25 protein-coding genes are annotated in these 22,611 nt (G+C 70.8%); 20 read left to right on the forward strand and 5 right to left on the reverse strand.

Features of this window, described 5'->3' with window-relative positions; genetic code table 11:
- The first annotated feature begins 62 nt into the window (after positions 1-62).
- A complete protein-coding gene (gene uvrA, locus ACYVMZ_RS25210; protein WP_461083378.1) occupies positions 63-2,510 on the forward strand; it encodes an excinuclease ABC subunit UvrA in 2,448 nt (815 codons plus the stop codon).
- 62 nt (positions 2,511-2,572) lie between these two features.
- The gene (locus tag ACYVMZ_RS25215; protein ID WP_461083380.1) at positions 2,573-2,989 is read left to right on the forward strand and encodes a DUF6281 family protein; all 417 of its coding nucleotides are present in this window, start codon (positions 2,573-2,575) and stop codon (positions 2,987-2,989) included.
- A gap of 11 nt (positions 2,990-3,000) precedes the next feature.
- Here the strand turns inward: ACYVMZ_RS25215 and ACYVMZ_RS25220 are convergent, their stop codons facing one another.
- Positions 3,001-3,645 (reverse strand): DUF7848 domain-containing protein, encoded by a 645-nt coding sequence (locus ACYVMZ_RS25220; RefSeq protein ID WP_461083382.1) that lies wholly within the window; start codon positions 3,643-3,645, stop codon positions 3,001-3,003.
- Positions 3,646-3,760: 115 nt separating this feature from the next.
- On the opposite strand from ACYVMZ_RS25220, the gene ACYVMZ_RS25225 reads away from it, so the two are divergent.
- The 3 genes from ACYVMZ_RS25225 to ACYVMZ_RS25235 all read left to right on the forward strand — a co-directional run bounded on the left by ACYVMZ_RS25225 (position 3,761) and on the right by ACYVMZ_RS25235 (position 5,177).
- Positions 3,761-4,558, forward strand: coding sequence for a helix-turn-helix domain-containing protein (locus ACYVMZ_RS25225; RefSeq protein ID WP_461083384.1), 798 nt, complete (start codon positions 3,761-3,763; stop codon positions 4,556-4,558).
- A 30-nt stretch (positions 4,559-4,588) separates the two neighbouring features.
- The gene (locus ACYVMZ_RS25230) at positions 4,589-4,783 is read left to right on the forward strand and encodes a DUF397 domain-containing protein (RefSeq protein ID WP_461083386.1); all 195 of its coding nucleotides are present in this window, start codon (positions 4,589-4,591) and stop codon (positions 4,781-4,783) included.
- A gap of 199 nt (positions 4,784-4,982) precedes the next feature.
- Positions 4,983-5,177, forward strand: coding sequence for a DUF397 domain-containing protein (locus ACYVMZ_RS25235; RefSeq protein WP_461083388.1), 195 nt, complete (start codon positions 4,983-4,985; stop codon positions 5,175-5,177).
- Positions 5,178-5,206: 29 nt separating this feature from the next.
- Here ACYVMZ_RS25235 and ACYVMZ_RS25240 read toward each other — a convergent pair whose 3' ends face one another.
- Positions 5,207-5,527, reverse strand: coding sequence for a PLD nuclease N-terminal domain-containing protein (locus ACYVMZ_RS25240; RefSeq protein ID WP_461083390.1), 321 nt, complete (start codon positions 5,525-5,527; stop codon positions 5,207-5,209).
- Positions 5,528-5,593: 66 nt separating this feature from the next.
- Here ACYVMZ_RS25240 and ACYVMZ_RS25245 point away from each other — a divergent pair, with 66 nt between their 5' ends.
- Genes ACYVMZ_RS25245 through ACYVMZ_RS25255 form a run of 3 tightly spaced genes read left to right on the forward strand, consistent with a single transcriptional unit; the run spans position 5,594 to position 8,483 of the window.
- Complete coding sequence (locus tag ACYVMZ_RS25245; protein WP_461083392.1) at positions 5,594-7,045, forward strand: menaquinone biosynthesis decarboxylase; 1,452 nt, start codon at positions 5,594-5,596, stop codon at positions 7,043-7,045.
- Entirely contained in the window at positions 7,042-7,944 is a 903-nt protein-coding gene (gene mqnP / locus ACYVMZ_RS25250) for a menaquinone biosynthesis prenyltransferase MqnP (RefSeq protein ID WP_461083394.1), read from the forward strand. The genes ACYVMZ_RS25245 and mqnP overlap by 4 nt, the downstream gene beginning before the upstream one ends.
- A 44-nt stretch (positions 7,945-7,988) precedes the next feature.
- Positions 7,989-8,483 (forward strand): Uma2 family endonuclease, encoded by a 495-nt coding sequence (locus ACYVMZ_RS25255; RefSeq protein ID WP_461083396.1) that lies wholly within the window; start codon positions 7,989-7,991, stop codon positions 8,481-8,483.
- Here ACYVMZ_RS25255 and ACYVMZ_RS25260 read toward each other — a convergent pair.
- Positions 8,428-9,069: a rhomboid family intramembrane serine protease gene (locus ACYVMZ_RS25260; RefSeq protein WP_461083398.1), complete on the reverse strand. Its 642-nt coding sequence runs from the start codon at positions 9,067-9,069 to the stop codon at positions 8,428-8,430. The genes ACYVMZ_RS25255 and ACYVMZ_RS25260 overlap by 56 nt on opposite strands.
- Before the next feature lie 98 nt (positions 9,070-9,167).
- Between ACYVMZ_RS25260 and ACYVMZ_RS25265 the strand changes: the two genes are divergently transcribed.
- From ACYVMZ_RS25265 to ACYVMZ_RS25305, 9 genes are all read left to right on the forward strand, one after another.
- Positions 9,168-9,851, forward strand: a complete 684-nt coding sequence (locus ACYVMZ_RS25265) for a UbiX family flavin prenyltransferase (protein WP_461083400.1) — start codon at positions 9,168-9,170, stop codon at positions 9,849-9,851.
- A gap of 77 nt (positions 9,852-9,928) precedes the next feature.
- On the forward strand, positions 9,929-10,384 hold the full coding sequence (locus ACYVMZ_RS25270; RefSeq protein ID WP_461083402.1) for an Lrp/AsnC family transcriptional regulator: 456 nt from the start codon (positions 9,929-9,931) through the stop codon (positions 10,382-10,384).
- Positions 10,385-10,469: 85 nt separating this feature from the next.
- Positions 10,470-11,633, forward strand: a complete 1,164-nt coding sequence (gene mqnE / locus ACYVMZ_RS25275; protein ID WP_461083404.1) for an aminofutalosine synthase MqnE — start codon at positions 10,470-10,472, stop codon at positions 11,631-11,633.
- Between the two features lie 53 nt (positions 11,634-11,686).
- On the forward strand, positions 11,687-12,337 hold the full coding sequence (locus ACYVMZ_RS25280; RefSeq protein WP_461083406.1) for a UdgX family uracil-DNA binding protein: 651 nt from the start codon (positions 11,687-11,689) through the stop codon (positions 12,335-12,337).
- Positions 12,338-12,353: 16 nt separating this feature from the next.
- Positions 12,354-12,878: a GNAT family N-acetyltransferase gene (locus ACYVMZ_RS25285; RefSeq protein ID WP_461083408.1), complete on the forward strand. Its 525-nt coding sequence runs from the start codon at positions 12,354-12,356 to the stop codon at positions 12,876-12,878.
- 147 nt (positions 12,879-13,025) lie between these two features.
- Positions 13,026-13,325 (forward strand): DUF4229 domain-containing protein, encoded by a 300-nt coding sequence (locus ACYVMZ_RS25290; RefSeq protein ID WP_461083607.1) that lies wholly within the window; start codon positions 13,026-13,028, stop codon positions 13,323-13,325.
- A gap of 118 nt (positions 13,326-13,443) precedes the next feature.
- Positions 13,444-13,521, forward strand: a complete 78-nt coding sequence (locus ACYVMZ_RS25295; protein ID WP_461083609.1) for a putative leader peptide — start codon at positions 13,444-13,446, stop codon at positions 13,519-13,521.
- 49 nt (positions 13,522-13,570) lie between these two features.
- Positions 13,571-14,893 carry a dicarboxylate/amino acid:cation symporter gene (locus ACYVMZ_RS25300; RefSeq protein ID WP_461083410.1) on the forward strand — a complete coding sequence of 441 codons (1,323 nt, stop codon included), beginning with the start codon at positions 13,571-13,573 and terminating at the stop codon, positions 14,891-14,893.
- Between the two features lie 106 nt (positions 14,894-14,999).
- A complete protein-coding gene (locus ACYVMZ_RS25305; RefSeq protein WP_461083412.1) occupies positions 15,000-15,665 on the forward strand; it encodes a TetR/AcrR family transcriptional regulator in 666 nt (221 codons plus the stop codon).
- On the opposite strand, the gene ACYVMZ_RS25310 is transcribed toward ACYVMZ_RS25305, so the two are convergent.
- A complete protein-coding gene (locus ACYVMZ_RS25310; protein WP_461083414.1) occupies positions 15,653-16,525 on the reverse strand; it encodes a MaoC/PaaZ C-terminal domain-containing protein in 873 nt (290 codons plus the stop codon). The genes ACYVMZ_RS25305 and ACYVMZ_RS25310 overlap by 13 nt on opposite strands.
- Positions 16,498-17,799 carry a 3-oxoacyl-ACP reductase gene (locus tag ACYVMZ_RS25315; RefSeq protein ID WP_461083611.1) on the reverse strand — a complete coding sequence of 434 codons (1,302 nt, stop codon included), beginning with the start codon at positions 17,797-17,799 and terminating at the stop codon, positions 16,498-16,500. Before ACYVMZ_RS25315 ends, ACYVMZ_RS25310 begins: the two co-directional genes overlap by 28 nt.
- Positions 17,800-17,894: 95 nt before the next feature.
- Between ACYVMZ_RS25315 and ACYVMZ_RS25320 the strand changes: the two genes are divergently transcribed.
- The 3 genes from ACYVMZ_RS25320 (at position 17,895) to ACYVMZ_RS25330 (ending at position 22,607) form a co-directional block, all read left to right on the forward strand.
- Positions 17,895-19,196 (forward strand): acetyl-CoA C-acetyltransferase, encoded by a 1,302-nt coding sequence (locus ACYVMZ_RS25320; RefSeq protein ID WP_461083416.1) that lies wholly within the window; start codon positions 17,895-17,897, stop codon positions 19,194-19,196.
- A 188-nt stretch (positions 19,197-19,384) separates the two neighbouring features.
- On the forward strand, positions 19,385-21,346 hold the full coding sequence (locus ACYVMZ_RS25325; RefSeq protein ID WP_461083418.1) for an AMP-dependent synthetase/ligase: 1,962 nt from the start codon (positions 19,385-19,387) through the stop codon (positions 21,344-21,346).
- A gap of 94 nt (positions 21,347-21,440) precedes the next feature.
- Positions 21,441-22,607, forward strand: coding sequence for a sugar ABC transporter substrate-binding protein (locus ACYVMZ_RS25330; RefSeq protein WP_461083420.1), 1,167 nt, complete (start codon positions 21,441-21,443; stop codon positions 22,605-22,607).
- The last annotated feature ends 4 nt before the right edge of the window (positions 22,608-22,611 follow it).

A 22,611-nucleotide genomic window follows, 5' to 3' on the forward strand; every position in this document is an offset into this window, starting at 1 on the left:
GCTGCTTCCGCAGCCACCGTGCTCAAGTCTCAACTCGCTACTTCAATGAGACAGTTGAAGGCATGGACGACCGCATCCGCGTCATCGGCGCCCGCCTCCACAACCTCAAGAACGTCTCCCTCGACATCCCCAAGAACAAGCTGGTCGTCATGACCGGCCTGTCCGGCTCGGGCAAGTCCACGCTCGCCTTCGACACCCTCCACCGGGAGGGCCAGCGGCAGTACATGGAGTCGCTGGGCATGGTCACCGGCCTGGTCAGCAAGCCCGCCGTGGACTCGATCACCGGCCTGTCCCCGTCCATCAGCGTCGACCAGCACCTCACCAATCGCAGCCCGCGCTCCACGGTCGGCACGGTCACCGACGTCTTCACCTACCTCCGCCTGCTGTGGTCGCGGATCGGCAGCCGCCCCTGCCCGGGCTGCGGCGGGAGCGTCCCGCCGTCGTACGCCTGCGACGCCGAGCCCGACGAGGACGCCGAGGGCGGGCAGACGCCCTGCCCGCACTGCGGCACCCTCGTACCCGAGCCGGTGATGGGCTCCTTCTCCTTCAACAAGCCCGCCGGCGCCTGCCCGGCCTGCACCGGCCTCGGTGAGGTCATCCGGCCCGACGTGCGGCGACTGGTCGACGGCCGCCGCTCGGTCGCCGAGGGCGCGGTGCGGGGCTGGAACCCGAAGTTCACCGAGTGGAACATCCCCGTCCTGCGCGCCGCCGCCCGCCACTACGGCTTCCCCTTCGACCCGGACACACCGGTCGCCGAACTGGGCGATATCCAGCGCGACTTGCTGCTGCACGGCGTCGAAAGCCCGCAGTTCCGGCGGCACTTCCCCGCGACGGACCCTCCGGCCACCGTCACCGCGGGCCGTTTCGAAGGAGTCGCGACCGCGCTGCTGCGCCGCTACACCGACCGCGCCGACGACCCCGAGTACCGCGAGCGCGCCGAGAAGCAGGGCCTCACCAAGCAGGTCTGCACGGAATGCGGGGGCGCCCGGCTGCGGGCGGAGAGCCGGGCGGTCACCGTGCACGGGCTGACCATCGTCGAGGCGGCCCGGCTGCCACTGACCGAGCTGGCCGCCTGGCTGACCGGCCTGCGTGAGCAGTCGGCCGGGCAGGAGTGGCTGTTCGCGGAGCCGGTCGTCGCCGACCTGGAGGAGCGGGTACGGCGCCTGGTGGACGTCGGCGTCGGCTACCTCACTCTGGAGCAGTCCACCCCGAGCCTGTCCGCCGGGGAGACGCAGCGGCTGCGGCTGGCCGCCCTGCTCGGTTCGGGACTGACCGGCGTGCTGTACGTCCTCGACGAGCCGACCATCGGCCTGCACCCCTCGGACACCGCCCGCCTGATCGCCGTCCTGCGCCGCCTGCGCGACCTGGGCAACACCGTGCTGGTCATCGAGCACGACCTGGACGTCCTGCGCGCGGCCGACCACGTGGTCGACGTCGGCCCGGGCGCGGGCCGCGACGGCGGCCGGATCGTCGCCGCGGGCACCCCGCAGGAGGTGGCCCGGACCGAGGCCTCGGTGACCGGCGCGTACCTGTCGGGCCGGCTGCCCGCGCCGGGGTCGCGGGGGCGTGGGAACAGCGATGCGGCACTGGTGATCCGCGGCGCACGGGCCCACAACCTCAAGGACCTGACGGTACGCATCCCGCTGGGCCGCCTGGTGACGCTCACGGGCCCGTCGGGCTCCGGCAAGTCGACGCTGCTGCTGGACATCGTCGGCCGGGCCGCCCGCCGCCACTTCCACGGCGCCGGGGAGCTGCCCGGCGAGCACGACGACATCGACGGCTGGCGGCACCTGTCCAAGGCCGTCCTGATCGACCAGGAGCCCATCAGCCGCGTCCCCCGCTCCAACGCGGCGACGTACTCGGACGTCTTCACCCCGATCCGGGAGGTCTTCGCCGCCCGCAGCCAGGGCCGCCTCACCGCCGGCCACTTCTCCTTCAACACGCCGGGCGGACGCTGCGAGCGCTGCGAGGGCGCGGGCGTCCTCACCGTCCGGATGCACTTCCTCCCGGCGGTGGAGGTGCGCTGCCCGGCCTGCCGGGGCCGACGCTTCCGCCCCGAGGTCCTGTCGGTCCGTCACGAGGATCACGACATCGCCGAGATCCTCGAGGCGACGGTGGACGAGGCACTGACGGTGTTCAAGGACGTCCCGCAGGTGGCCTCCCGGCTCCAGCGCATGGCCGATGTCGGACTGGGCTACCTCCCGCTCGGCCAGCCCGCCACCACCCTCTCCGGAGGCGAGGCCCAACGCCTCAAACTGGCCAAGGAGCTGGGCCGCCGCACGACCGGCCGCGCCCTGTACCTCCTGGACGAACCGACGACCGGCCTGCACGCCGCCGACACCGCCCGCCTCCTCGACGTCCTCCAGCGCCTCGTCGACGCGGGCCACTCCGTGGTGACGATCGAACACAACCTGGACGTCATCCGAGCCTCCGACTGGCTGATCGACCTCGGCCCGCAGGGCGGCGCGGCCGGGGGCCGGCTGGTGGCGGAAGGACCACCGGCGCACTGAACGTTCGCACGGCCTCGCACGTCTTCGTACGGGATCCAGCCGACCACAAGGAGGCCTAACCGATGAAGGCGTCACCCCGGCACGGCAGACACGGCCCGGCATGGGCGCTGCTGGCAGCCACCGCAGCCTCGCTCTGCGCGGCCTGTACGTCGGTGTCGGACGACGAGGGCGACGTACGGACCGCGCCGTCCTGCGCGTACGTCGTCGAGTACGACAGCCGCAGATACCTGGGCCGGGGGGAGACCGACCTCCCCGTAGGGGAGTCGCTCGGCGGCGCCACCCGTCCGGCGTGCGACGACACACCCGGCGACGGCGACGACGGGGAGGGCCCGACCCTGACGACCGCGTTCGCCGTGCGGGGGGTGGACCCGAGCGTCGCCATCGCGGTGGCGGAAAACCCCGGGGAGTACCGTCTCGCCGTCGTCGACCACGTCGAGGAACTCCCGCCCGAGCTGAAGAAGCTGATCGAGAAGTCCTGACCGGCCGGCCCTCAGCCCTGCCGTTCCAGCACCGCGTAGTCCGCGAAACTGCGCCGGTAGCGGGTGTGCCGGGTCTCCTGCGTGTGCCTGCGCTGCCACTCCTCGACCTCCGCCGGACCCCGGCACGGCCCGGAGGAGGCCCCGCAGTCGGCCTCCTCGCCCGAGACGCAACGGGCCTCGTACTCCGGCTCCGCCGACGGGTCCTGCACGATCGTGTACGGCACGTAGCGGAAGAACCGGCGGACACGGACGTCCGTGGTTCCTTCGACATGGTCCCGCCGCTGATGCCGGCGCAGCAGCACGTTCGCGTCGGTCTCGGCGGTGCCGTCGGCACGGGCCCGGGCCTCGTCCCGCCGTACGGCGAGTTCCGCGCAGGTCGGACAGTCGGGCACCGGCACGGGGGGCCGACTCAGGTCCTCCACCCCGTAACGCCCGATCTGGGAGCGCGCGTTGGCCGCCTGCACGCCCGCGCTCAGCCGCTCCTCGGGTGTCGCCGGGCGGATCAGGTCCCGGTCGGCCTCCCACTCCCGGCCCCCGCCGACCGGACGCAACATCGCGTACGGGCCCGCCTTCCCCCGGTACTCGCCGACCTTGTCCGACTTGGGGTCATAGACGAGCGTTCCCCTGTCGATTTCCTTTGCGATCCGCTCAACCATGTTCTCTCCGCACCCACTTGGTCACTCTGGGTGTATCGAGCGTCGCCCAAGGGAACCGTCCGTATCAATACCGCACGCGTGCCACAGGATCACTGTCACGGAGGGGGACGAAGCCGTGAGCCGACGCAACGCCGAGTCAGGGACGGGTGCGAGTACGGCCGCCGTGTTCGGCGAGCTGCTTCGTCACTACCGGGAGGCCGCCCTGCTCACGCAGGAGGCCCTCGCCTCCCGGATCCCGTGCGACCGTTCCCATGTCGCCCGGGTGGAGGCGGGGACGCGGGTGCCGCAGGAGTCGTTCGCGAAAAAGTGCGACGAACTCCTCGATACGGGTGGGGTGTTGCTGCGGCTGTGGGGGAAGATCGACTGGTATCCGCAGGTGGAGCATCCGGACTGGTTTCGGCGGAGGGCCGAGATGGATGCGGAGGCAGTCGCGTTGCGGGAGTACCAGGAGCGGGTGATCCCGGGCTTGTTGCAGACGCCCGAATACGCGCACACGCTGTTCAGTCGCCGTCGCGCGGACGCCGATGAGATCGAATCGCGCGTCCGCGCGCGTATGAGCCGACAGCAGCGCTTTCTGGCCGATGACGGCCCGCTGTACGTCGCCATCCTGGACGAAAGCTGTCTGCGCAACGCAGTGGGGAGCCCGGAGATCATGCGGGACCAGTGCGCGCATCTGCTGAGCGTCGGACAGCGCCCCAACATCCGTATCCAAGTCGCCCCGTCGGACCTCTTCGGGCTCGTGCGTCCTAGGGGCTCGATGTCGCTGATCGAACTGGCTGACGAGCGATGGGTGTACTCGGAATCGCTGGACCGTGGCCACTTCAACAACGATCCGGCCCTCTACAGCGCCATTTCCACGCCTATGATGTGCTCAGGGCGGACATTCCGTCAGCCCGCGAGTCCGCCGCTCTGATCAGCGACGCGATGGAGAGGTACGAGGAGCATGGACAGGCACGAGCTCAGTGCGGCGACCTGGATCAAGAGCAGCTACAGCGACGACAACGGCGGCAACTGCATCGAAATAGCCCCCGATTTCCCCGGCACCGTCCCCGTCCGCGACAGCAAAACCCCTGACGGCCCGGTGCTGCTCCTCCGCCGGTCGACCTGGTCCGCCTTCATCACGGCCCTCAAGAGCTGAGCCCGTTCCGGGAGGAACCTGGCCTACCCAACCTGATGCGCCCCAGCGGCTCCATGTCGCTGATCACGCTGCCCAACGGATCACGATCCGGCCCTCTACGCGCGCCACAGCCGGACCTATGCTTTGCTCAGGGCCGACGCTCCGTCAGCCCGCGAGTCCGCCGCTCTGATCAGCGACGTGATGGAGGGGTACGAGGAGCATGGACAGGCACGAGCTCAGTGCGGCGACCTGGATCAAGAGCAGCTACAGCGACGGCAACGGCGGCAACTGCATAGAAGTAGCCCCCGATTTCCCCGGCACCGTCCCCGTCCGCGACAGCAAAACCCCTGACGGCCCGGTCCTGCTCCTCCGCCGTAGGACCTGGTCCGCCTTCATCACGGCCCTCAAGGGCTGAGCCCGTTCCGGGAGGAACCTGGCCCGGCCTCAGGGCTCGTCCCGCTTGTTGTCCTCGCCGTCCTTCTTGTCCTCGTCGAGGGACTTGAGGAAGTCGGGGTTGTCGTCGGGCGCGACCCACTGCCGCGACCGGCCGCCGCCGCGCACGCCGGACCAGCCCTCGGCGGCAGGGCGGCGCTTCTTGCCGGCGATGATCCAGGAGATCGAACCGACCAGCGGGAACAGCAGCACGAGGATCGCCCACAGCGGCTTGGGCATGTGGCGGATGTCCTCGTCCTTCGTGCTGATGCAGTCGATGAACGCGTAGACGCTCAACGCCAGCGGCACGAGGAACATCAGTACCCGGAGCATGCGGCCTCTCAGCGAAAGCGGTGGGCGGTACAGGGCCAGGGTAGCCGCTCGGGGATACTTGACCCCATGGCTTACGACGATCTTCGCTCCCTGCTCAGGGCGCTGGAGCGCGAGGGTGACCTCAAGCGCATCAAGGCCGAGGTCGACCCGTATCTGGAGGTCGGTGAGATCGTCGACCGGGTCCAGAAGTCCGGCGGTCCCGCGCTGCTCTTCGAGAACGTGCGCGGGTCGAGCATGCCGCTGGCGATGAACGTGTACGGCACGGACCGCCGCCTGCTGAAGGCGCTCGGCTTGAAGTCGTACGGCGAGATCTCCGAGAAGATCGGCGGGCTGCTCAGGCCCGAGCTGCCGCACGGGTTCGTCGGGGTGCGTGAGGCCTTCGGGAAGCTCGGGGCGATGACGCACGTCCCGCCGAAGAAGGTCAAGGACGCCCCTGTCCAGGAGGTCGTGCTGCACGGCGAGGACGTCGACCTGGAGCAGTTGCCCGCCCTGTTCACCTGGCCCAAGGACGGCGGCTCCTTCTTCAACCTCGGCCTGACGCACACCAAGGACCCGGAGACGGGCATCCGCAACCTGGGCCTGTACCGCCTCCAGCGGCACGACCGGCGCACCATCGGCATGCACTGGCAGATCCACAAGGACAGCCGGAACCACTACCAGGTGGCGGCCAGGCGCGGGGAGCGCCTCCCGGTCGCGATCGCCTTCGGCTGCCCGCCCGCCGTGACGTACGCCTCCACGGCCCCGCTGCCCGGCGACATCGACGAGTACCTCTTCGCCGGGTTCGTCGCGGGCAAGCGGATCGAGATGGTCGACTGCAAGACGGTGCCGTTGCAGGTGCCCGCGCAGGCGGAGGTGGTCCTGGAGGGCTGGCTGGAGCCCGGCGAGATGCTGCCGGAGGGCCCGTTCGGCGACCACACCGGCTTCTACACCCCGCAGGAGCCCTTCCCGGCGCTGAAGATCGACTGCGTGACGATGCGGAAGCGGCCTCTGCTCCAGTCGATCGTGGTGGGCCGGCCACCGACGGAGGACGGACCCCTGGGGCGGGCGACGGAGCGTTTCTTCCTCCCGCTGCTGAAGATCATCGTCCCGGACATCGTGGACTACCACCTGCCGGAGGCCGGGGGCTTCCACAACTGCGCGATCGTCTCGATCGACAAGAAGTACCCCAAGCACGCGCAGAAGGTGATGCACGCGATCTGGGGCGCGCACATGATGTCCCTCACCAAACTGATCGTGGTCGTCGACTCGGACTGCGATGTGCACGACCTGCACGAGGTCGCCTGGCGGGCCCTCGGCAACACGGACTACGCCCGCGACCTCACGGTCGTCGAAGGCCCCGTCGACCACCTCGACCATGCCTCCTACCAGCAGTTCTGGGGTGGCAAGGCGGGCATCGACGCCACGAAGAAGTGGCCCGAGGAGGGCTACACCCGTGACGGCGGGTGGCCCGACATGGTGGAGTCCGACCCGAAGACGGCGGCCCTGGTGGACCGCCGCTGGAAGGAGTACGGCCTGTGAGCAGCGCCTCCGCCGCGATCCCGCAGCCGGGCCGCACCAAGGCGTTCCTGCGCCTGGTGATGATCGAGCACTCGGTGTTCGCGCTGCCCTTCGCGTACATCGCCTCCCTCACCGCGATGTTCCAGTGGGACCGGAACATCCACTGGGGCAGGCTGCTGCTGGTCACCCTGGCGATGGTCGGCCTGCGCACCTTCGCGATGGCCGTCAACCGGATCATCGACCGCGAGATCGACGCCCGTAACCCCCGCACCGCGCACCGGGAGCTGGTCACCGGGGCGATGTCGGTCAAGCACGCGTGGACCGGCGCCCTCATCGCCCTGGTCGTCTTCCTGGCCGCGGCGGCCCTGCTCAACCCCCTCTGCCTGGCCCTGGCCCCCATCGCGGTGATCCCGATGGTGGTCTACCCGTACGGCAAACGCTTCACGAACTTCCCGCAGGCCATCCTCGGCCTCGCCCAGGCCATGGGCCCGGTGGGCGGCTGGCTCGCGATCACCGGCGAGTGGTCCTGGGAGGCCGTCGTCCTCGGCCTGGCGGTCGGCATCTGGATCGGCGGCTTCGACCTCATCTACGCCTGCCAGGACGTCGAGGCCGACCGCGAGATCGGCGTCATGTCGGTCCCGGCCCGCTTCGGCGTCCCGGCGGCGATCTGGGGCGCGCGGGTCTGTCACGCCGTGACCACGGGGTTGTTCGTCTGGTACGCCCTGGCCACCGACGCGGGCGCCTTCTTCTGGCTGGGCCTGCTGATAGTGGCGGGGGCGTTCGTCTACGAGCACACCATCGTGCGGCCGCACGACCTGTCCCGCGTGAACAGGGCGTTCTTCAGCGTCAACGGGTTCATCGGGATTGCCCTGTTCGGGTGCGCGCTGCTCGATCTTCTGGTTCGGGGTCTGACCGTGTGAATACGGTGCGGCCTGCCATCGAGTGCAGAGAGAGGGAGGCCGATGTGACCATCTCGGACAGCGACCGCCCGCACTCGCAGCTCGCCCGGTACGAGGACATGTTCCGCGGTTACCGGACGGAGATTGTCGAGGGCAACATCGTGATGAGTCCGCTGAGGCCGTTTGCCATCCCGTTCAGCGACGAATTCGAGTTCTGCCCCGGTCTTGCGCGCATTCCAGCGGCCGAGAAGAACCGAAACCTGACCTCCTACGCGCCTGACCTCATCGAACTCGCCGTCGAGGTCGTTTCCCCCAGCAGCGTCCGCAACGACTACGACGTCAAGGACAAGCACTACGCGTCTCGGGGCATCCCGAACTACCTGATCTTCGATCCGCAGAAGGCGCATCTCGTCACCCTCTGGAACCCCGGCCCCGACGGCTACCGCGGACGGGACACCTTTCCGTACGGTGGCAAGGACACCGTGGAGACCGAGGTCGGACGCCTCACGGTCGATACCAGCCGTCTTCCTGTCGACCCCGAGTCGCCCGGCGCGTCCTGAGCACGGCCCCGGTCGCCTGGCGCCGCAGCAGGAACGCCGCCGCCACACCCGCCACCAGCCCGATCAGATGGCCCTGCCAGCTGACGCCCGACTGGGTCGGGGCGATGCCGGCCAGGATCGAGCCGCCCCAGACCGCAGCGACCAGCAGGCCGGCCAGGATGCCCAGGGGGCGGCGGTCGACGAAGCCGGTCACCAGGAGGAAACCGAAGAGGCCGAAGATCAGGCCCGAGGCGCCGGCCGTGTTGGTGCCGGGCGGGGATATGAGCCAGACGCCCAGGCCGTCGGCGACGATGATCAGGGCGCAGGCGGCGGCGAACCGGCGCAGGCCGCCGAGCGCCGCGAGGAAACCGAGGACCAGCAGCGGCACGCTGTTGGCGGCCACATGGGCGAATCCGAAGTGGACGAAGGCGGCGGGCACGACGTCCACCAGCTCGGACGGTATGCGCGGGACGATGCCGAGGCCGTCCAGCGCATGGCCGCTGACCACATCGGCCACTTCGAGCAGCCACAGCAGCGCGACCCAGCCCAGCATGATCTTGGCCGCGGTCTTGGCGCGGTCGCCCCGCGACCACCCCGGCGCCGTCATCACCGGCATGGCAACCCCCAGCTCGCTCGTCCCCTCCGGGGAACGACCGGGCCCCCTTGGCCGGTTCCCACCCTGCGACGCCGGATAGGCTCGGTGTCGTGAACCCAGTCAAGCCAGGAGAGACGGCGCGTACGCCTTGGATCGTAGGGGTGTCCGGCGCCTCCGGCACACCGTATGCCGCCTCCGTGCTGCGCGCGCTTCTCGCCGCCGGGGAGAGCGTCGACCTGGTCGTCAGCCGCGCCTCACGGCTCACCCTGCTGGATGAGACCGGGATCTCGTTCCGGGACGCCCACTGGCAGGACGACCTGCGGGAATGGCTGTCCCGCGGGGCCGACGGGAAGCCCGGCACCTTCGCAGTCGACCTCGACGGCGTGCGGTACTGGAACGCCGGTGACCTCGCCGCCGGGCCGTCCTCCGGCTCGTATCCCGCCCGGGGCATGCTGATCGTGCCCGCCTCGACGGCCTGCGTGGCCGGGGTGGCGCTCGGTCTGTCGAAGGACCTGTTGCAGCGGGCCGCGAGCGTGACCCTGAAGGAGGGGCGCAAGCTCGTCGTGGCCGTACGGGAGACCCCCCTCAACGGGCAGACGCTGCGGCACCTCGTGGCCCTCGACGACGCGGGCGCGACCGTGGTGCCCGCCTCACCGGCCTTCTACGCGGGCGCGACGCACATCCAGGACCTGGTGGACTTCGTCGCCGGACGCGTACTCGACGCGGCGGGCGTGCCGCATCGGCTCTATCGCCGTTGGGAGGGTGAGCTCGGCGGCGGGTCCCGTACCACCTGAGCACCTCACCCTCACTCTCCAGAACTCTTCAGACCTCTCAGACCTCTCAGACCTCTTCAGCGGAAGGCTTCGATCGCATGGACGCGGTGGACAGGCAGCTCATCCAGGCCCTGAGGGAGAACGGCCGGGCCTCCTACGCGGAGCTGGGACGCCTCGTCGGCCTGTCGGGACCCAGCGTCACCGACCGCATCAACCGGCTGGAGGCGGCCGGTGTCATCACCGGCTACCGCGCCACCGTGGACTCCGCCTCGCTCGGCCTCGGCGTCACCGCCCTGATCGGCATCTCGCTCTCGGACGCCGCCGACCACGAGGACGTGGCACGCCGGCTGAAGGACCTGCCCGAGATCGAGGACTGCTGGTTCATCGCGGGCGACGACTCGTTCATGCTCAAGGTGCGGGCCACGGATGTGGACGGCCTGGAGAAGATCATCCGGCGGCTGTCGGGGACGAAGGGCGTCTCCCGGACCCGTACCACCATCGTGCTGTCCACGAAGTGGGAGAACCGGGTGGGTGAGCTGCCCGAACCGGCGTAGGCGCGGAGCGTCGTTCGGGGGTCCCGCCGCCCGAAGGGCGGGGGAGTACGGTTGACGAAGTCTGTCTCTAGGTGGAGGTAACGGCATGGACGTCGGGCTCAAGCGCGAGCTGGAGGAGAAGGTCCGCTCCGGTGAGCGGCTGACCCGCGAGGACGGCATCGCGCTGTACGAGTCGGACGACCTGGCCTGGCTCGGCGGGCTCGCCCACGAGGTGCGCACCCGCAAGAACGGTGACGTGGTCCACTTCAACGTCAACCGGCACCTCAACATGACCAACGTGTGCACGGCCTCCTGCGCGTACTGCTCCTTCCAGCGCAAGCCGGGGGAGAAGGACGCGTACACGATGCGCATCGAGGAGGCCGTCAAGCTCGCCAAGGCGATGGAGTCGGAGAACCTCACCGAGCTGCACATCGTCAACGGGCTGCATCCGAACCTGCCGTGGCGCTACTACCCGCGCTCGCTGCGGGAGCTGAAGAAGGCCCTCCCGAACGTCTCCCTGAAGGCCTTCACCGCCACCGAGATCCACCACTTCGAGACCATCTCCGGGCTCACCGCCTCCGAGATCCTCGACGAACTCATCGACGCCGGGCTGGAGTCCCTCACCGGCGGCGGCGCGGAGATCTTCGACTGGGAGGTCCGGCAGCACATCGTCGATCACCGCACCCACTGGGAGGACTGGTCGCGCATCCACCGGCTGGCGCACGAGAAGGGGCTGAAGACCCCGTGCACCATGCTGTACGGCCACATCGAGGAGCCCCACCACCGCGTCGACCACGTGCTGCGGCTGCGTGAACTCCAGGACGAGACCGGCGGGTTCCAGGTCTTCATCCCGCTGCGCTACCAGCACGACTTCGTCGACATGAAGGACGGCAAGGTACGCAACCGCCTCCAGGCCCGGACGCAGATGGCGACCGGCGCGGAAGCCCTGAAGACCTTCGCCGTCTCCCGGCTGCTCTTCGACAACGTGCCGCACGTCAAGGTCTTCTGGGTGATGCACGGCGTCAACACCGCCCAGCTCGCCCTGCAGTTCGGCGCGGACGACATGGACGGCTCGGTCGTCGAGTACAAGATCACGCACGACGCGGACAACTTCGGCACGCCGAACAAGCTCACCCGCGACGACCTGCTGGACCTGATCCGCGACGCGGGCTTCCGCCCGGTGGAGCGCAACACGCGCTACGAGATCATCCGGGAGTACGACGGTCCCGACCCGGCGCGCAGGGAGTCGCCGCAGCCGATGCGGGTGTGAGGCCGACGGGGGCCCCTTCGTTCGGCGCCCGCACCAAGGGGTACCCGTCCGGCATGCCCACCACGAAGGCTCCCGAGGACGCCTACACAGCCGAGCCCTTCGTCCCCGAAGGGGCAGGACTCGACGAGCTGCGTCAGGCAGCCGCCGGCTGCCGGGGCTGCCCCCTGCACAGGGACGCCACCCAGACGGTCTTCGGCACCGGAAACACCCACGCCCGCGTCATGCTCGTCGGCGAGCAGCCCGGCGACCAGGAGGACCGCCAGGGCACACCGTTCGTGGGCCCCGCCGGAAAACTCCTCGACCGAGCCCTCGCAGAAGCCGGCATCGACCCCGGCGAGACGTACGTGACCAACGCGGTCAAGCACTTCAAGTTCACCCAGGCCGAGCCCCGCAAGCGGCGCATCCACAAGGCGCCGACGCTGCGCGAGATGACCGCGTGCGGGCCGTGGCTGGCCGCCGAGCTGGCGATCGTCGAGCCCGAGCTGATCGTGGTCCTGGGCGCCACCGCCGGCAAGGCCCTGCTCGGCTCGTCGTTCCGGGTCACGCAGGTGCGCGGGACGGTGCTGGAGGAGGAGATCCACGGGCGGCGCGAGCTGCTCGTGCCGACGGTGCACCCGTCCTCGGTGCTGCGGGCGGACGACCGGGAGGCGGCGTACCGAGGGCTGCTGGAAGATCTGAAGGTGGCGGCGCGCGTACTTTCGTAACGGCTACGATCCCCGCATGCCCCTTACCTTCACGCTCGATCCCGCCGTCACCCCCGAGTTGCGCGACGGCATCCTCGACCTGTGGGCCGACGTCTCCAACGCGGGCGGAGCCGTCGGCTTCGTGCCGCCGGTGGAACGGGAGGCGATCCGGCCCGAGCTGGTGAAGCACTTCGTGGCCATGGCGGAGGGACGGGCCCGGCTGCTCGTGGGACACGACGAGGAGGGCCGGGTGGCCGCCACCGCCTTCTTCCACCACAACACCCACCGGCTGCAGACGCACTGGGTGTGGCTGTACACGGTGATGGTGCACCCCCGGCACCAGGGCAGGGGTTACGGCCGTGACCTGCTGGCGGCGGCCACCGACGCGGCCCGCACCTTCGACGGCATCGAGGCGATCCGGCTCACCTGCCGGGGCGGCCTCGGCCTGGAGCGCTTCTACGCGTCCTGCGGCTACAAGGAGGTCGGCCGGATCCCCGGCGCGATCCGCGTCGCCCCGGGCGACGACCGCGAGGACATCATCATGCTCCTGCCGCTGACCTGAGCCTCGTACGTCCTGCCCGTCCCCTGCCTGTCCCCCCGCGGTACCTGCTGCTCGTATCTGCTGCTCGTACCCCCCTGCGAGATCCGCACCCCGGCGTGCTTCACTGGACGGTGCCTGTTTGTGCCGGAAACGGAAGAGTGGATTGAGATGCTCCGCTACACGCTGATGCGCCTCGGGATCTTCGTGGGCTGCCTCGTGGTCGTCTGGGGCCTCGTCTACGCCGGGGTCTTCCCGCGTGGCCTCGGCTCGTCGAACGGCATGTGGATCATCCTGCTCTCCCTGGTGATCTCGGCCCCGATCAGCTTCGTGGTGCTGCGCAAGGAGCGGGACCGCGCCTCCATGCAGATCGTTCAGAAGGTGGACCGGGTGAAGGCCAACCTGGAGGCCAACCGCAGCCAGGAGGACGTGGCCGACGACGCCGCCCGGACCCAGGGCCAGACTTCCTGAAAAATCTCCCTTTGCGTTCTATGGGCGATTGCGGCTACCCGCCTCTCAAAGCCAGGCTTTGAGGCTCTCAAAGTTCAGGTGTTAAGGTCTTCGTATGAAGCCCGCAGCCGCGTCCCCCATGCCCCGGAGCGTTCCGCTCGTGGCGCGTCTGCACGTGGACCTGTGCCGGTGCGCGTCGGCGACCTGTCGTCCCTGACGTTCCTCCACCGTCATCCACGTCAGTCCCTACGCGTCCCCAACGGAGCATGTCCGTGTCCACGCACACGAAGTCCTTCAAGGTGCCCTTCTGGGCCCAGATACTCGCCGGCCTCGTCCTGGGCGTCCTGCTCGGCTGGTTGGCCCGCAGCCAGGACCTGTCCTGGCTCGTGACGACCCTGGAGAAGATCGGCGACACCTTCGTCGGCCTGCTGAAGCTCGCCGTCGCCCCGCTCGTCTTCTTCGCGATCCTCGTCTCGATCACCAGCCTGCGGAAGGTCAACAACGCGGCCCGCCTGGCCTCGCGCACCCTCCTCTGGTTCATGATCACGTCGCTGATCGCGGTCAGCATCGGCCTCGTCATCGGCCTGGTCACCAACCCCGGTGCCGGTACCGGCCTCACCCCGAGGGACGGGGCGAAGCCCGAGACCACCGGCTCCTGGCTCGACTTCCTCACCGGCATCATCCCGCCCGACGTGATCACGCCGTTCACCGAGCTGAACGTGCTCCAGATCGTCTTCATGGCCGCCGTCGCCGGTATCGCCGCCCTCCAGCTCGGCGAGAAGGCCCAGCCGATCCTCACCCTGAGCGAGTCCGTCCTCGAACTGCTGCAGAAGGCCCTGTGGTGGGTCATCCGGCTCGCTCCGCTCGGCACGGTCGGCCTCATCGGCAACGCCATCGCCACCTACGGCTGGGACCTGATCGGCAAGTACGCCACCTTCACCGCCGACATCTACGTCGGCTGCCTCATCGTGCTGTTCGTGGTCTACCCGGTGCTGCTCGCCACCGTCGCCAAGGCCAACCCGATCCAGTTCTTCAAGGGCGCCTGGCCCGCGATCCAGCTGGCCTTCGTGTCCCGCTCGTCGGTGGGCACCATGCCGCTGACCCAGAAGGTCACCGAGCGGCTCGGCGTGCCGCGCGAGTACGCCTCCTTCGCGGTGCCCTTCGGCGCCACGACGAAGATGGACGGCTGCGCCGCCATCTACCCGGCCATCGCCGCGATCTTCGTCGCCCAGATCTTCGACATCCAGCTCGGAATCGGCGACTACCTGCTGATCGCGTTCGTGTCGGTGGTCGGCTCCGCCGCCACGGCCGGGCTCACCGGCGCGACGGTCATGCTGACCCTGACCCTGTCCACGCTCGGCCTCCCCATGGAGGGTGTGGGCCTGCTCCTCGCGATCGACCCGATCCTCGACATGATCCGCACCGCGACCAACGTCGCCGGGCAGGCCCTGGTGCCGGTGGTCGTCTCGGCCCGCGAGGGCCTGCTCGACCGGGACGCGTACGGCAGCGTCGGCGCCTCCCCGGTGGACGAGCCGGCCGGTCCGGCGGAGCCCGCGGACGAGCCGCGGCAGGTGCCGGCCACGGCCTGACGGGACCTGACCGGTCTCCGGCGGGGCCCTGCCGGGGACCCGGACGGGGGCCCGGCGCGGCCTGAAGGAGACCTGGCCGGACGCCTCGGACCGTACGCTGATCCGCATGGGTGCCGTGAAGAGCAAGCGGATGCCGCGTGCGGTCCGTGAGCAGCAGATGCTGGACGCCGCCGTACGGACCTTCGGGCAACGCGGGTACATGGCCGCCTCGATGGACGAGATAGCCGAACTCGCGGGCGTCTCCAAGCCGTTGGTGTACCTGTACCTGAACTCGAAGGAAGACCTCTTCACGGCCTGCATCCGTCGCGAGGCCGCCGCGCTCACGGCGGCGGTCCGCGCGGGCGTCCGCCCCGACCTCCCCGCCGACCGCCAACTCTGGGACGGGCTGCGGGCGTTCTTCACGCACACCGCGCAGAACCCGGACGGCTGGGCGGTGCTGCACCTCCAGGCCCGCACCCACGGCGAGCCCTTCGCCGCCGAAGTCACCGCGATGCGCGAGGAGATCGTCGCGTTCGTGACCCAGCTGATCCTCGCCGCCGCGCGCGAGGCCCACCGCGACCCGGACCTGCCGGAGCGCGAGGTCGCCGGCCTCGCCGAGGCCCTGGTCGGCGCCGCCGAGTCCCTCGCCGCCTGGGCGAACGCCACCCCCGGTGTCACCGCCAAGCAGGCGGCGGCCACCCTGATGAACTTCGCGTGGGCGGGCCTGGGCGACCTCATGGCGGGGCGCCCTTGGTCGCCGCCGGACGAGCCGGACCCCCGTCAGGCGGGGTAGACCTCGCCGGTCAGGTGGAGCCGGTCGTTCCCGCCGCGCAGTTCGAAGCGGCCGCCCTGCGCCGCGTACGTCACGGTCCCCGGCAGCAGCACCGGAGCCCGGAAATCCGCCCGTACGACGGCCGCGTCCGGTGTGCCGTGTGCGGCCAGGCAGCGGGCCACGGTCCACATGCCGTGCGCGATGGCCCGGGGGAAGCCGAACAGCCGGGCGCCGAGCGGGTGCAGGTGGATCGGGTTGCGGTCCCCGGACGCGGCACCGTAGCGCCGCCCGACATCCCCGGCGAGCCGCCACTCGGCGACGACCGGCAGCCGCTCGCGCTCCATCCCGGCGGGCTCGGCGGGCTCGGCGGCCCGGTGTCGCGTGCGGTGCCGGGCCAGGTAGGTGCTGCGCGACTCCCACACCAGCTCGCCGCCGGCCCGCGTCTCGGTGACCACCGCCGCCTGCGTGCCGCGCCGGTGGGGCGCCAACCCCTCGACGTACACGGTGAGTTCGTACTCCCCGGTGGCCGCGAGCCTCCGGTAGCGGGTGATCGAGACCGAGGTGTGGACCAGGCCCAGCAGCGGCAGCGGGAAATCCCGGCCGCTCATCAGCCGCATGGCCAGCGGGAAGCCGAGCACATGCGGATAGGTCACCGGCAGGGCGTCCTCCCCGGTCGGGAACCCGCACACCCGCTCGTACGCGGCCAGCCGCGCCAGGTCGACGCGCACGCCGGGCAGCACGAGTTCGCCGCGCGGGAACTCGGCGTCGGGGCCGGGCCGTTTGAAGGGGGACAGCAGGGCGCCGCGGGCGAGGAGCGGCGGCAGGGAGGGAGCCGTGGTCAGGGTGATGGTCACTACGCCCCCAGCAGGCTCTGGCCGCATACGCGGACGACCTGCCCGTTGACCGCGCCCGAGCCCGGATGGGCCAGCCAGGCGGTGGTCTCGGCGACGTCCACGGGCAGTCCGCCCTGGGCGAGGGAGTTCATACGACGGCCCGCCTCGCGGATGAGCAGGGGGACGGCGGCGGTCATCTTCGTCTCGATGAAGCCCGGCGCGACCGCGTTGACCGTGACCCCGTGCTCTACCAGGGCGCGCGGCGCCAGGGAGCGGACCAGGCCGACGATGCCGGCCTTGCTCGCCGCGTAGTTCGTCTGGCCCGCGTTCCCGGCCAGGCCCGCGATGGACGCCGTCGCCACGATCCGACCCCGGGGCTTGATCGTGCCGGTCGCGAGCAGCGCGTCGGTGGTGCGCAGCACACTCGCGAGATTGACGTCGAGGACCTGACTCCAGCGTTCGGCGGGCATGTTGACCAGCCGCCGGTCGCGGGTGATGCCCGCGTTGTGGACCAGGATGTCCAGGCCGTCCGGGAGGGCCGCGGCGATCCGCTCGCCCGCGTCGGCGGCCGTGATGTCGAGGGGGAGCGCGGTGCCGCCGAGCCGGTCGGCGACGCGCCGGGCGTCCCGCTCGGCCTGCGGCACGTCGAGGACGACGACCCGGGCACCGTCCCTGGCCAGCGTCTCGGCGACGGCCTCGCCGATGCCGCGCGCGGCGCCGGTGACCAGGGCGGTGCGGCCGGCGAGGGGGCGGTCCCCGTCGGCGGGCGCCTCCACCTCGCCGGAGCCGACGTGGATCACCTGGCCGCTGACGTAGGCCGACTTGGGCGAGAGCAGGAAACGCAGGGTGGACTCGGCGGCGGGCGCGTCGGTGAGGCGGACCAGGTTCACGGTCCTGCCCCGGCCGATCTCCTTGCCGAGGGAGCGGGTGAGGCCCTCCAGGGCCTGCTGGGCGGCGGCCTGATGGTGGTCGGCGGCATCGAGCGGGGCGCCCAGGACGACCACGCGGCCGCTGGTCGCGACCGACCGTACGACGGGGTGCAGCACCGCATGGACCTCGCCCAGCCCTTCGGCGTCCCGTACGCCGGTGGCGTCCAGGACGACGGCGGCGGGCCGGCCCGAGTCGGCCCCGAGTCCCGTACGGATGAGGACGGGCGCGAGGTCCAGGCCGGACTTGCCGGCGGTGACGTGGAGGAGGCCGCCGTCCAGCACGGGCCGCTCGGGCGACCAGCGCCGCAGCACCGCGGGCTGCGGAAGGCCCAGGCGGCGGGTCAGGAAGCGGCCGGGCGCCGTGCCGGTGAAGCTCAGATAGCGGTCGGCCATGTGCGTCTCCCAGCTGCCGAAGAGGCTCACTCGTGCTTACTCTGGAGTAAGGTTACCGGAGGTAAGGGTATGTCACGGGTGAGGAGCAGGTCGAGATGAGCCCCCGCAAGTCAGGCCCCGCGCAGCCGCCGCAGGCACGCCGCGTCGCGATCGTCGGCGGCACCCGCATCCCGTTCGCCCGCTCCGACGGGCCGTACGCCACCGCCTCGAACCAGGAGATGCTCACGGCGGCGGTGAACGGCCTCGTCGAGCGCTACGGGCTCCAGGAGCCGGGCGCCGTGGGGGAGTTCGTCGCGGGGGCCGTCCTCAAGCACAGCCGCGACTTCAACCTCGCCCGCGAGACGGTCCTCGGCTCCCGGCTGGACCCGCGCACCCCGGCCTACGACATCCAGCAGGCCTGCGGCACCGGCCTCCAGGCCGTCATCGCCGCCGCCAACAAGATCGCCCTCGGGCAGACGGAGTCGGCCGTCGCGGGCGGCGCGGACACGGCGAGCGACGCGCCCCTGGGGGTGAACGACGGACTGCGGCGCGTTCTGCTGGAGGCCAGGCGGGCGAAGTCCCTGGGCGGACGGCTGAAGGCGCTGGCGAAGGTGCGCCCCTCGCATCTGGTCCCCGACATCCCGCGCAACGCCGAGCCGCGCACCGGCCTGTCGATGGGCGAACACGCCGCCGTCACCGCCCGCGCCTGGGGCATCGGCCGCCAGGCGCAGGACGAGTTGGCCGCGGCCAGTCACCAGCGGCTGGCGGCGGCGTACGAACGCGGCTTCTTCCAGGACCTGGTCGTCCCCTTCCGCGGCCTGGCCCGCGACCAGAACCTGCGCCCCGGCTCGACGGTGGAGAAACTGGCCGCCCTGAAGCCGGTGTTCGGCCTGGACCAGCCCGACCCGACGATGACCGCGGGCAATTCGACGCCGCTGACGGACGGGGCGGCGGTCGTGCTGCTGGCCTCCGAGGAGTGGGCGCGGGCGCGCGGCCTGGAGCCGCTGGCGTATCTGACGGCGTACGAGACGGCGGCCGTCGACTTCGTGCGCGGCGATGCGGCCGGCGGCGAGGACGGCCTGCTGATGGCCCCGGCGTACGCGGTCCCGCGCATGCTGGAGCGAGCGGGACTGGGGCTGGACGACTTCGACCTGATCGAGATCCACGAGGCGTTCGCGTCCCAGGTGCTGGCGACGCTCGCGGCCTGGGAGAAACGCGGGCTGGGCCCGGTGGACCGCGCCCGTCTGAACGTGGCGGGCTCGTCGCTGGCGACCGGTCACCCCTTCGCCGCCACCGGCGCCCGTATCGTCGCGACCCTCGCCGCACTCCTCGCCGAACGGGACGCCCCCGGACGAGGATTGATCTCGGTGTGCGCGGCGGGCGGGCAGGGGGTGACGGCGATCCTGGAGCGGGCGTGAAGGTGCTGCGGACGCGAAGGTGAAAGACCCTCACGTAACCCCCGATACTGCACAGGCCTGGCTCCGGACCACCCCCGGACCCGCACAAACCCGCCACGTGAGCCCCGTACGCTCCCCTACCTGCCGGCAGTGACCCATTTCTCCGGGTCCTGCCGGTTGAGCGCCTCGGCGTGCGAGGCACGTACGTCATGCAGCAAGCAGTTCTTCGCTGCACGCCCCAGGAGCCGCCCGTGTCCACTGCGTTTCCCTCCTCCGCCTTCGACGACGTGTACGGCGGTCCCGTCCTCGTCGAGCCCGAGACACGGCGGCTGGACGGGGCCGTGCGGGAGGCCTCCGTACCGCCCCTCGCGCAGCCCGTGCGGCACGGGTCGCTCGCCGACCTGCCGTTCGACAACGCGGGCGCGGCCGCGGACGCCGTGGTGCTCAGCCGCAAGACGGCGGACGGGCGGTGGGCGGACGTGACGGCGGCACGGTTCGCCGACGAGGTGCTGGCCGTGGCGAAGGGCCTGATCGCCGAGGGGCTGATGCCCGGCGACCGGGTCGCCGTGATGGCCCGCACGATCTACGAGTGGACGCTCCTCGACTTCGCCGCGTGGGCGGCCGGCCTGGTCACCGTCCCCATCTACCCCACGGCCTCCGTCTTCCAGGCCCGCTGGATCCTCCAGGACTCCGGCGCGGTCGCCCTCGTCACCGAGACGGTCGCGCAGGCCGCGGCCCTCGGCCCCGAGCGCGAACGCCTGCCCGACCTGCGGCACGTGTGGGTCGTCGAGAAGGGCCACGTGGAGCGCCTCGCGGAGGCCGGCGCGCACGTGCCGGACCCGGAGGTCGAGGTACGGCGCGGGATGCTGGCCCCCGACACGCTCGCCACCCTCGTCTACACCTCGGGCACGACCGGCCGCCCCAAGGGCTGTGCCCTCACCCACGGCAACTTCTTCGCCGAGGTGGACAACGCGATCGAGCTGCTCTACCCGGTCTTCCGGGCGCGGACGAAAGAGGAGGCGTCGGTCCTGCTCTTCCTGCCCATGTCGCACGTCTTCGGCCGCATGGTGGCCATCGCCTGCATCCGGGCCCGGGTACGGCTGGGCCACGCGCCCAGCATCAAGTCGGCCGACCTGCTCCCGGATCTGGCGAGCTTCCGGCCGACCTGCCTGCTGGCCATCCCGTACATGCTGGAGAAGGTGTTCAACGTCGCCCGCGCCAAGGCCGAAGCCGCGGGCCGGGTGACGTCGTTCGACCGCGCGGTGTCCGTGGCACGGCGCTACGGCGAGGCGATGGAGGCGGCCCAGACCGGCACGGGCCCGGGCCCCTCCCGGTCCCTGAAGACGGCCCGCGCCTTCTACGACCCCCTCGTCTACCGCCGTCTGCGCAACGCCATGGGCGGCCGGGTGAAGTACGCCATCTGCGGCGGCTCCCCGCTGGGCCGCAGCCTGGCCGCGTTCTACGCCGGCGCCGGCATCGAGGTCTTCGAGGGCTACGGCCTGACGGAGACCACGGGCGCGTCCACGGTCACGCCCCCGCTGAAACCCCGCCTGGGCACGGTCGGCTGGCCGCTGCCCGGCACCCGGATCCGCATAGCCGCCGACGGCGAGATCCTGGTCGCCGGGGACCACGTCCTGCGCGGCTACTGGGACCCGGCGGCGGGCGGGGTGGTCCCCGCGACCCCCGACGGCTGGCTCCCCACGGGCGACCTCGGCGAGCTGGACGACGAGGGGTACCTGACGATCACCGGCCGCAAGAAGGAGATGCTGATCACCGCGGGCGGCAAGAGCGTGGCACCGGCCCCGCTGGAGAACTGGCTCCGCTCCCACCCCCTGATCTCGCACTGCATGGTGCTGGGCGACGGCCGCCCGTACGTCACGGCCCTGATCACCCTGGACCCCGAGGGCATCACCCACTGGCGCCGGATGAACGGCAAGCACCCGGTGCCGCCGAAACTCCTCGTCGACGACGCCGAGTTGAGGGCCGTGCTGCAGCGGGCGGTGGACGAGGCCAACAAGCTGGTCTCCCGCCCGGAGTCGATCCGCCGGTTCGCGATCCTGCCCGTGGACTTCACGGAGGAGGCAGGGCATCTGACACCGTCGATGAAGCTGCGCCGGGAGGCGGTCATGCGGGACTTCGCCGCTGAGGTAGAAGGGCTGTACGCGCGGTAGGGCGCCGTCCGCGAGGTGCTGTTGCCGTCTCTTTACCCGAACTTCTTGACTCCGCCCACTGTCGCCCCGTTGGCTTTCAGGCACCTCGGTCGCGATGTTGCTCCCTGTCCGGAAGGCACCTGAAGTGAACCCGCGTATCACCCGTCGGACCGCTGTGCGTCGTATCGCCATACCCCTGGCGGCCTCCGCGGCCGCCCTCTCCCTCGCCGCGTGCGGCGTCCTCGGCGGCGTCGACGGGAGCGACAGCTCCGCGGCCCCGGAGAAGGGCGACGACATCACCGTGGGGCTGCTGCTGCCCGACCGGGACACGGCGCGCTTCGAGAAGTTCGACTACCCCCTCATCAAGAAGGAGGTCGCCGCCCTCACCGACGGCAAGGGCACGGTCCGCTACGCCAACGCCGAGGCGAGCGCGGCCCGGCAGAGCGAGCAGTTCCAGCAGATGATCGACGCCGAGGTGGACGTCGTCCTGGTGGACGCGCTGGACGCCAAGGCCATCGCGTCGGACGTGGCGAAGGCCAAGGACGCCGGCATCCCGGTCATCGCCTACGACCGGCTGGCCGAGGGCCCGATCGACGCGTACGTCTCCCACGACAACGAGCTCGTCGGCGAGGTGCAGGGCCGCTCCCTCGTCGAGGCGCTCGGCCCGCAGGCGTCGGCCGGCAAGGTCGTCATGATGAACGGCGACCCCGCCGACCCCAACACGGCCCTGTTCAAGAAGGGCGCGCTCGGCGAGCTCCGGGGCAAGGTGAACATCGTCAAGCAGTACGACACCGCGAAGTGGTCCCCCGAGATCGCCAAGGCGAACATGAAGAAGGCGATCGGGTCCGTCGGGCTGACCGGCATCGCCGCCGTCTACTCGGCCAACGACGGCATGGCGGGCGCCGTCATCGAGGCGCTCGAGGAGGCGGGCGCCACCGACCTCCCGCCGGTGACGGGGCAGGACGCGAACCTGGACGCGGTGCAGCGGATCGTCTCGGGGGAGCAGTACATGACGGTCTACAAGTCGTTCCTGCTGGAGGCGACCAACGCCGCGAAGATGGCGGTGGCCAAGGTCCAGGGCCGCGACATCGAGTTCGACGCGCTGACCCGCGACCAGGTCGACAGCCCCACGCAGAAGAAGATCCCGTCGATGCTGGTGCCGGTGGTCGCCCTCACGAAGGACAACATCAAGGACACGGTGATCAAGGACGGCGTCTACACCGTCCGGCAGATCTGCACCCCGGCGTACGAGGCGGACTGCGCGGCGATCGGCCTGAAGTAGACCG

It is taken from the genome of Streptomyces deserti, from assembly GCF_054782695.1.

What these genes read in the sequence shown, in the direction of transcription:
- ACYVMZ_RS25315 (WP_461083611.1), bottom strand. Translation starts at nt 17,799, where the DNA reads ATGGCCGACCGCTATCTGAGCTTCACCGGCACGGCGCCCGGCCGCTTC.
- uvrA (WP_461083378.1), top strand. Translation starts at nt 63, where the DNA reads ATGGACGACCGCATCCGCGTCATCGGCGCCCGCCTCCACAACCTCAAG.
- ACYVMZ_RS25290 (WP_461083607.1), top strand. Translation starts at nt 13,026, where the DNA reads ATGCTCCGCTACACGCTGATGCGCCTCGGGATCTTCGTGGGCTGCCTC.
- ACYVMZ_RS25215 (WP_461083380.1), top strand. Translation starts at nt 2,573, where the DNA reads ATGAAGGCGTCACCCCGGCACGGCAGACACGGCCCGGCATGGGCGCTG.
- ACYVMZ_RS25280 (WP_461083406.1), top strand. Translation starts at nt 11,687, where the DNA reads ATGCCCACCACGAAGGCTCCCGAGGACGCCTACACAGCCGAGCCCTTC.
- ACYVMZ_RS25305 (WP_461083412.1), top strand. Translation starts at nt 15,000, where the DNA reads ATGGGTGCCGTGAAGAGCAAGCGGATGCCGCGTGCGGTCCGTGAGCAG.
- ACYVMZ_RS25310 (WP_461083414.1), bottom strand. Translation starts at nt 16,525, where the DNA reads ATGCGGCCAGAGCCTGCTGGGGGCGTAGTGACCATCACCCTGACCACG.
- ACYVMZ_RS25220 (WP_461083382.1), bottom strand. Translation starts at nt 3,645, where the DNA reads ATGGTTGAGCGGATCGCAAAGGAAATCGACAGGGGAACGCTCGTCTAT.
- ACYVMZ_RS25330 (WP_461083420.1), top strand. Translation starts at nt 21,441, where the DNA reads ATGTTGCTCCCTGTCCGGAAGGCACCTGAAGTGAACCCGCGTATCACC.
- ACYVMZ_RS25300 (WP_461083410.1), top strand. Translation starts at nt 13,571, where the DNA reads ATGTCCGTGTCCACGCACACGAAGTCCTTCAAGGTGCCCTTCTGGGCC.
- ACYVMZ_RS25270 (WP_461083402.1), top strand. Translation starts at nt 9,929, where the DNA reads ATGGACGCGGTGGACAGGCAGCTCATCCAGGCCCTGAGGGAGAACGGC.
- mqnE (WP_461083404.1), top strand. Translation starts at nt 10,470, where the DNA reads ATGGACGTCGGGCTCAAGCGCGAGCTGGAGGAGAAGGTCCGCTCCGGT.
- ACYVMZ_RS25320 (WP_461083416.1), top strand. Translation starts at nt 17,895, where the DNA reads ATGAGCCCCCGCAAGTCAGGCCCCGCGCAGCCGCCGCAGGCACGCCGC.
- ACYVMZ_RS25295 (WP_461083609.1), top strand. Translation starts at nt 13,444, where the DNA reads ATGCCCCGGAGCGTTCCGCTCGTGGCGCGTCTGCACGTGGACCTGTGC.
- ACYVMZ_RS25235 (WP_461083388.1), top strand. Translation starts at nt 4,983, where the DNA reads ATGGACAGGCACGAGCTCAGTGCGGCGACCTGGATCAAGAGCAGCTAC.
- ACYVMZ_RS25245 (WP_461083392.1), top strand. Translation starts at nt 5,594, where the DNA reads ATGGCTTACGACGATCTTCGCTCCCTGCTCAGGGCGCTGGAGCGCGAG.
- ACYVMZ_RS25285 (WP_461083408.1), top strand. Translation starts at nt 12,354, where the DNA reads ATGCCCCTTACCTTCACGCTCGATCCCGCCGTCACCCCCGAGTTGCGC.
- ACYVMZ_RS25240 (WP_461083390.1), bottom strand. Translation starts at nt 5,527, where the DNA reads ATGCTCCGGGTACTGATGTTCCTCGTGCCGCTGGCGTTGAGCGTCTAC.
- ACYVMZ_RS25325 (WP_461083418.1), top strand. Translation starts at nt 19,385, where the DNA reads ATGCAGCAAGCAGTTCTTCGCTGCACGCCCCAGGAGCCGCCCGTGTCC.
- ACYVMZ_RS25260 (WP_461083398.1), bottom strand. Translation starts at nt 9,069, where the DNA reads ATGACGGCGCCGGGGTGGTCGCGGGGCGACCGCGCCAAGACCGCGGCC.
- ACYVMZ_RS25230 (WP_461083386.1), top strand. Translation starts at nt 4,589, where the DNA reads ATGGACAGGCACGAGCTCAGTGCGGCGACCTGGATCAAGAGCAGCTAC.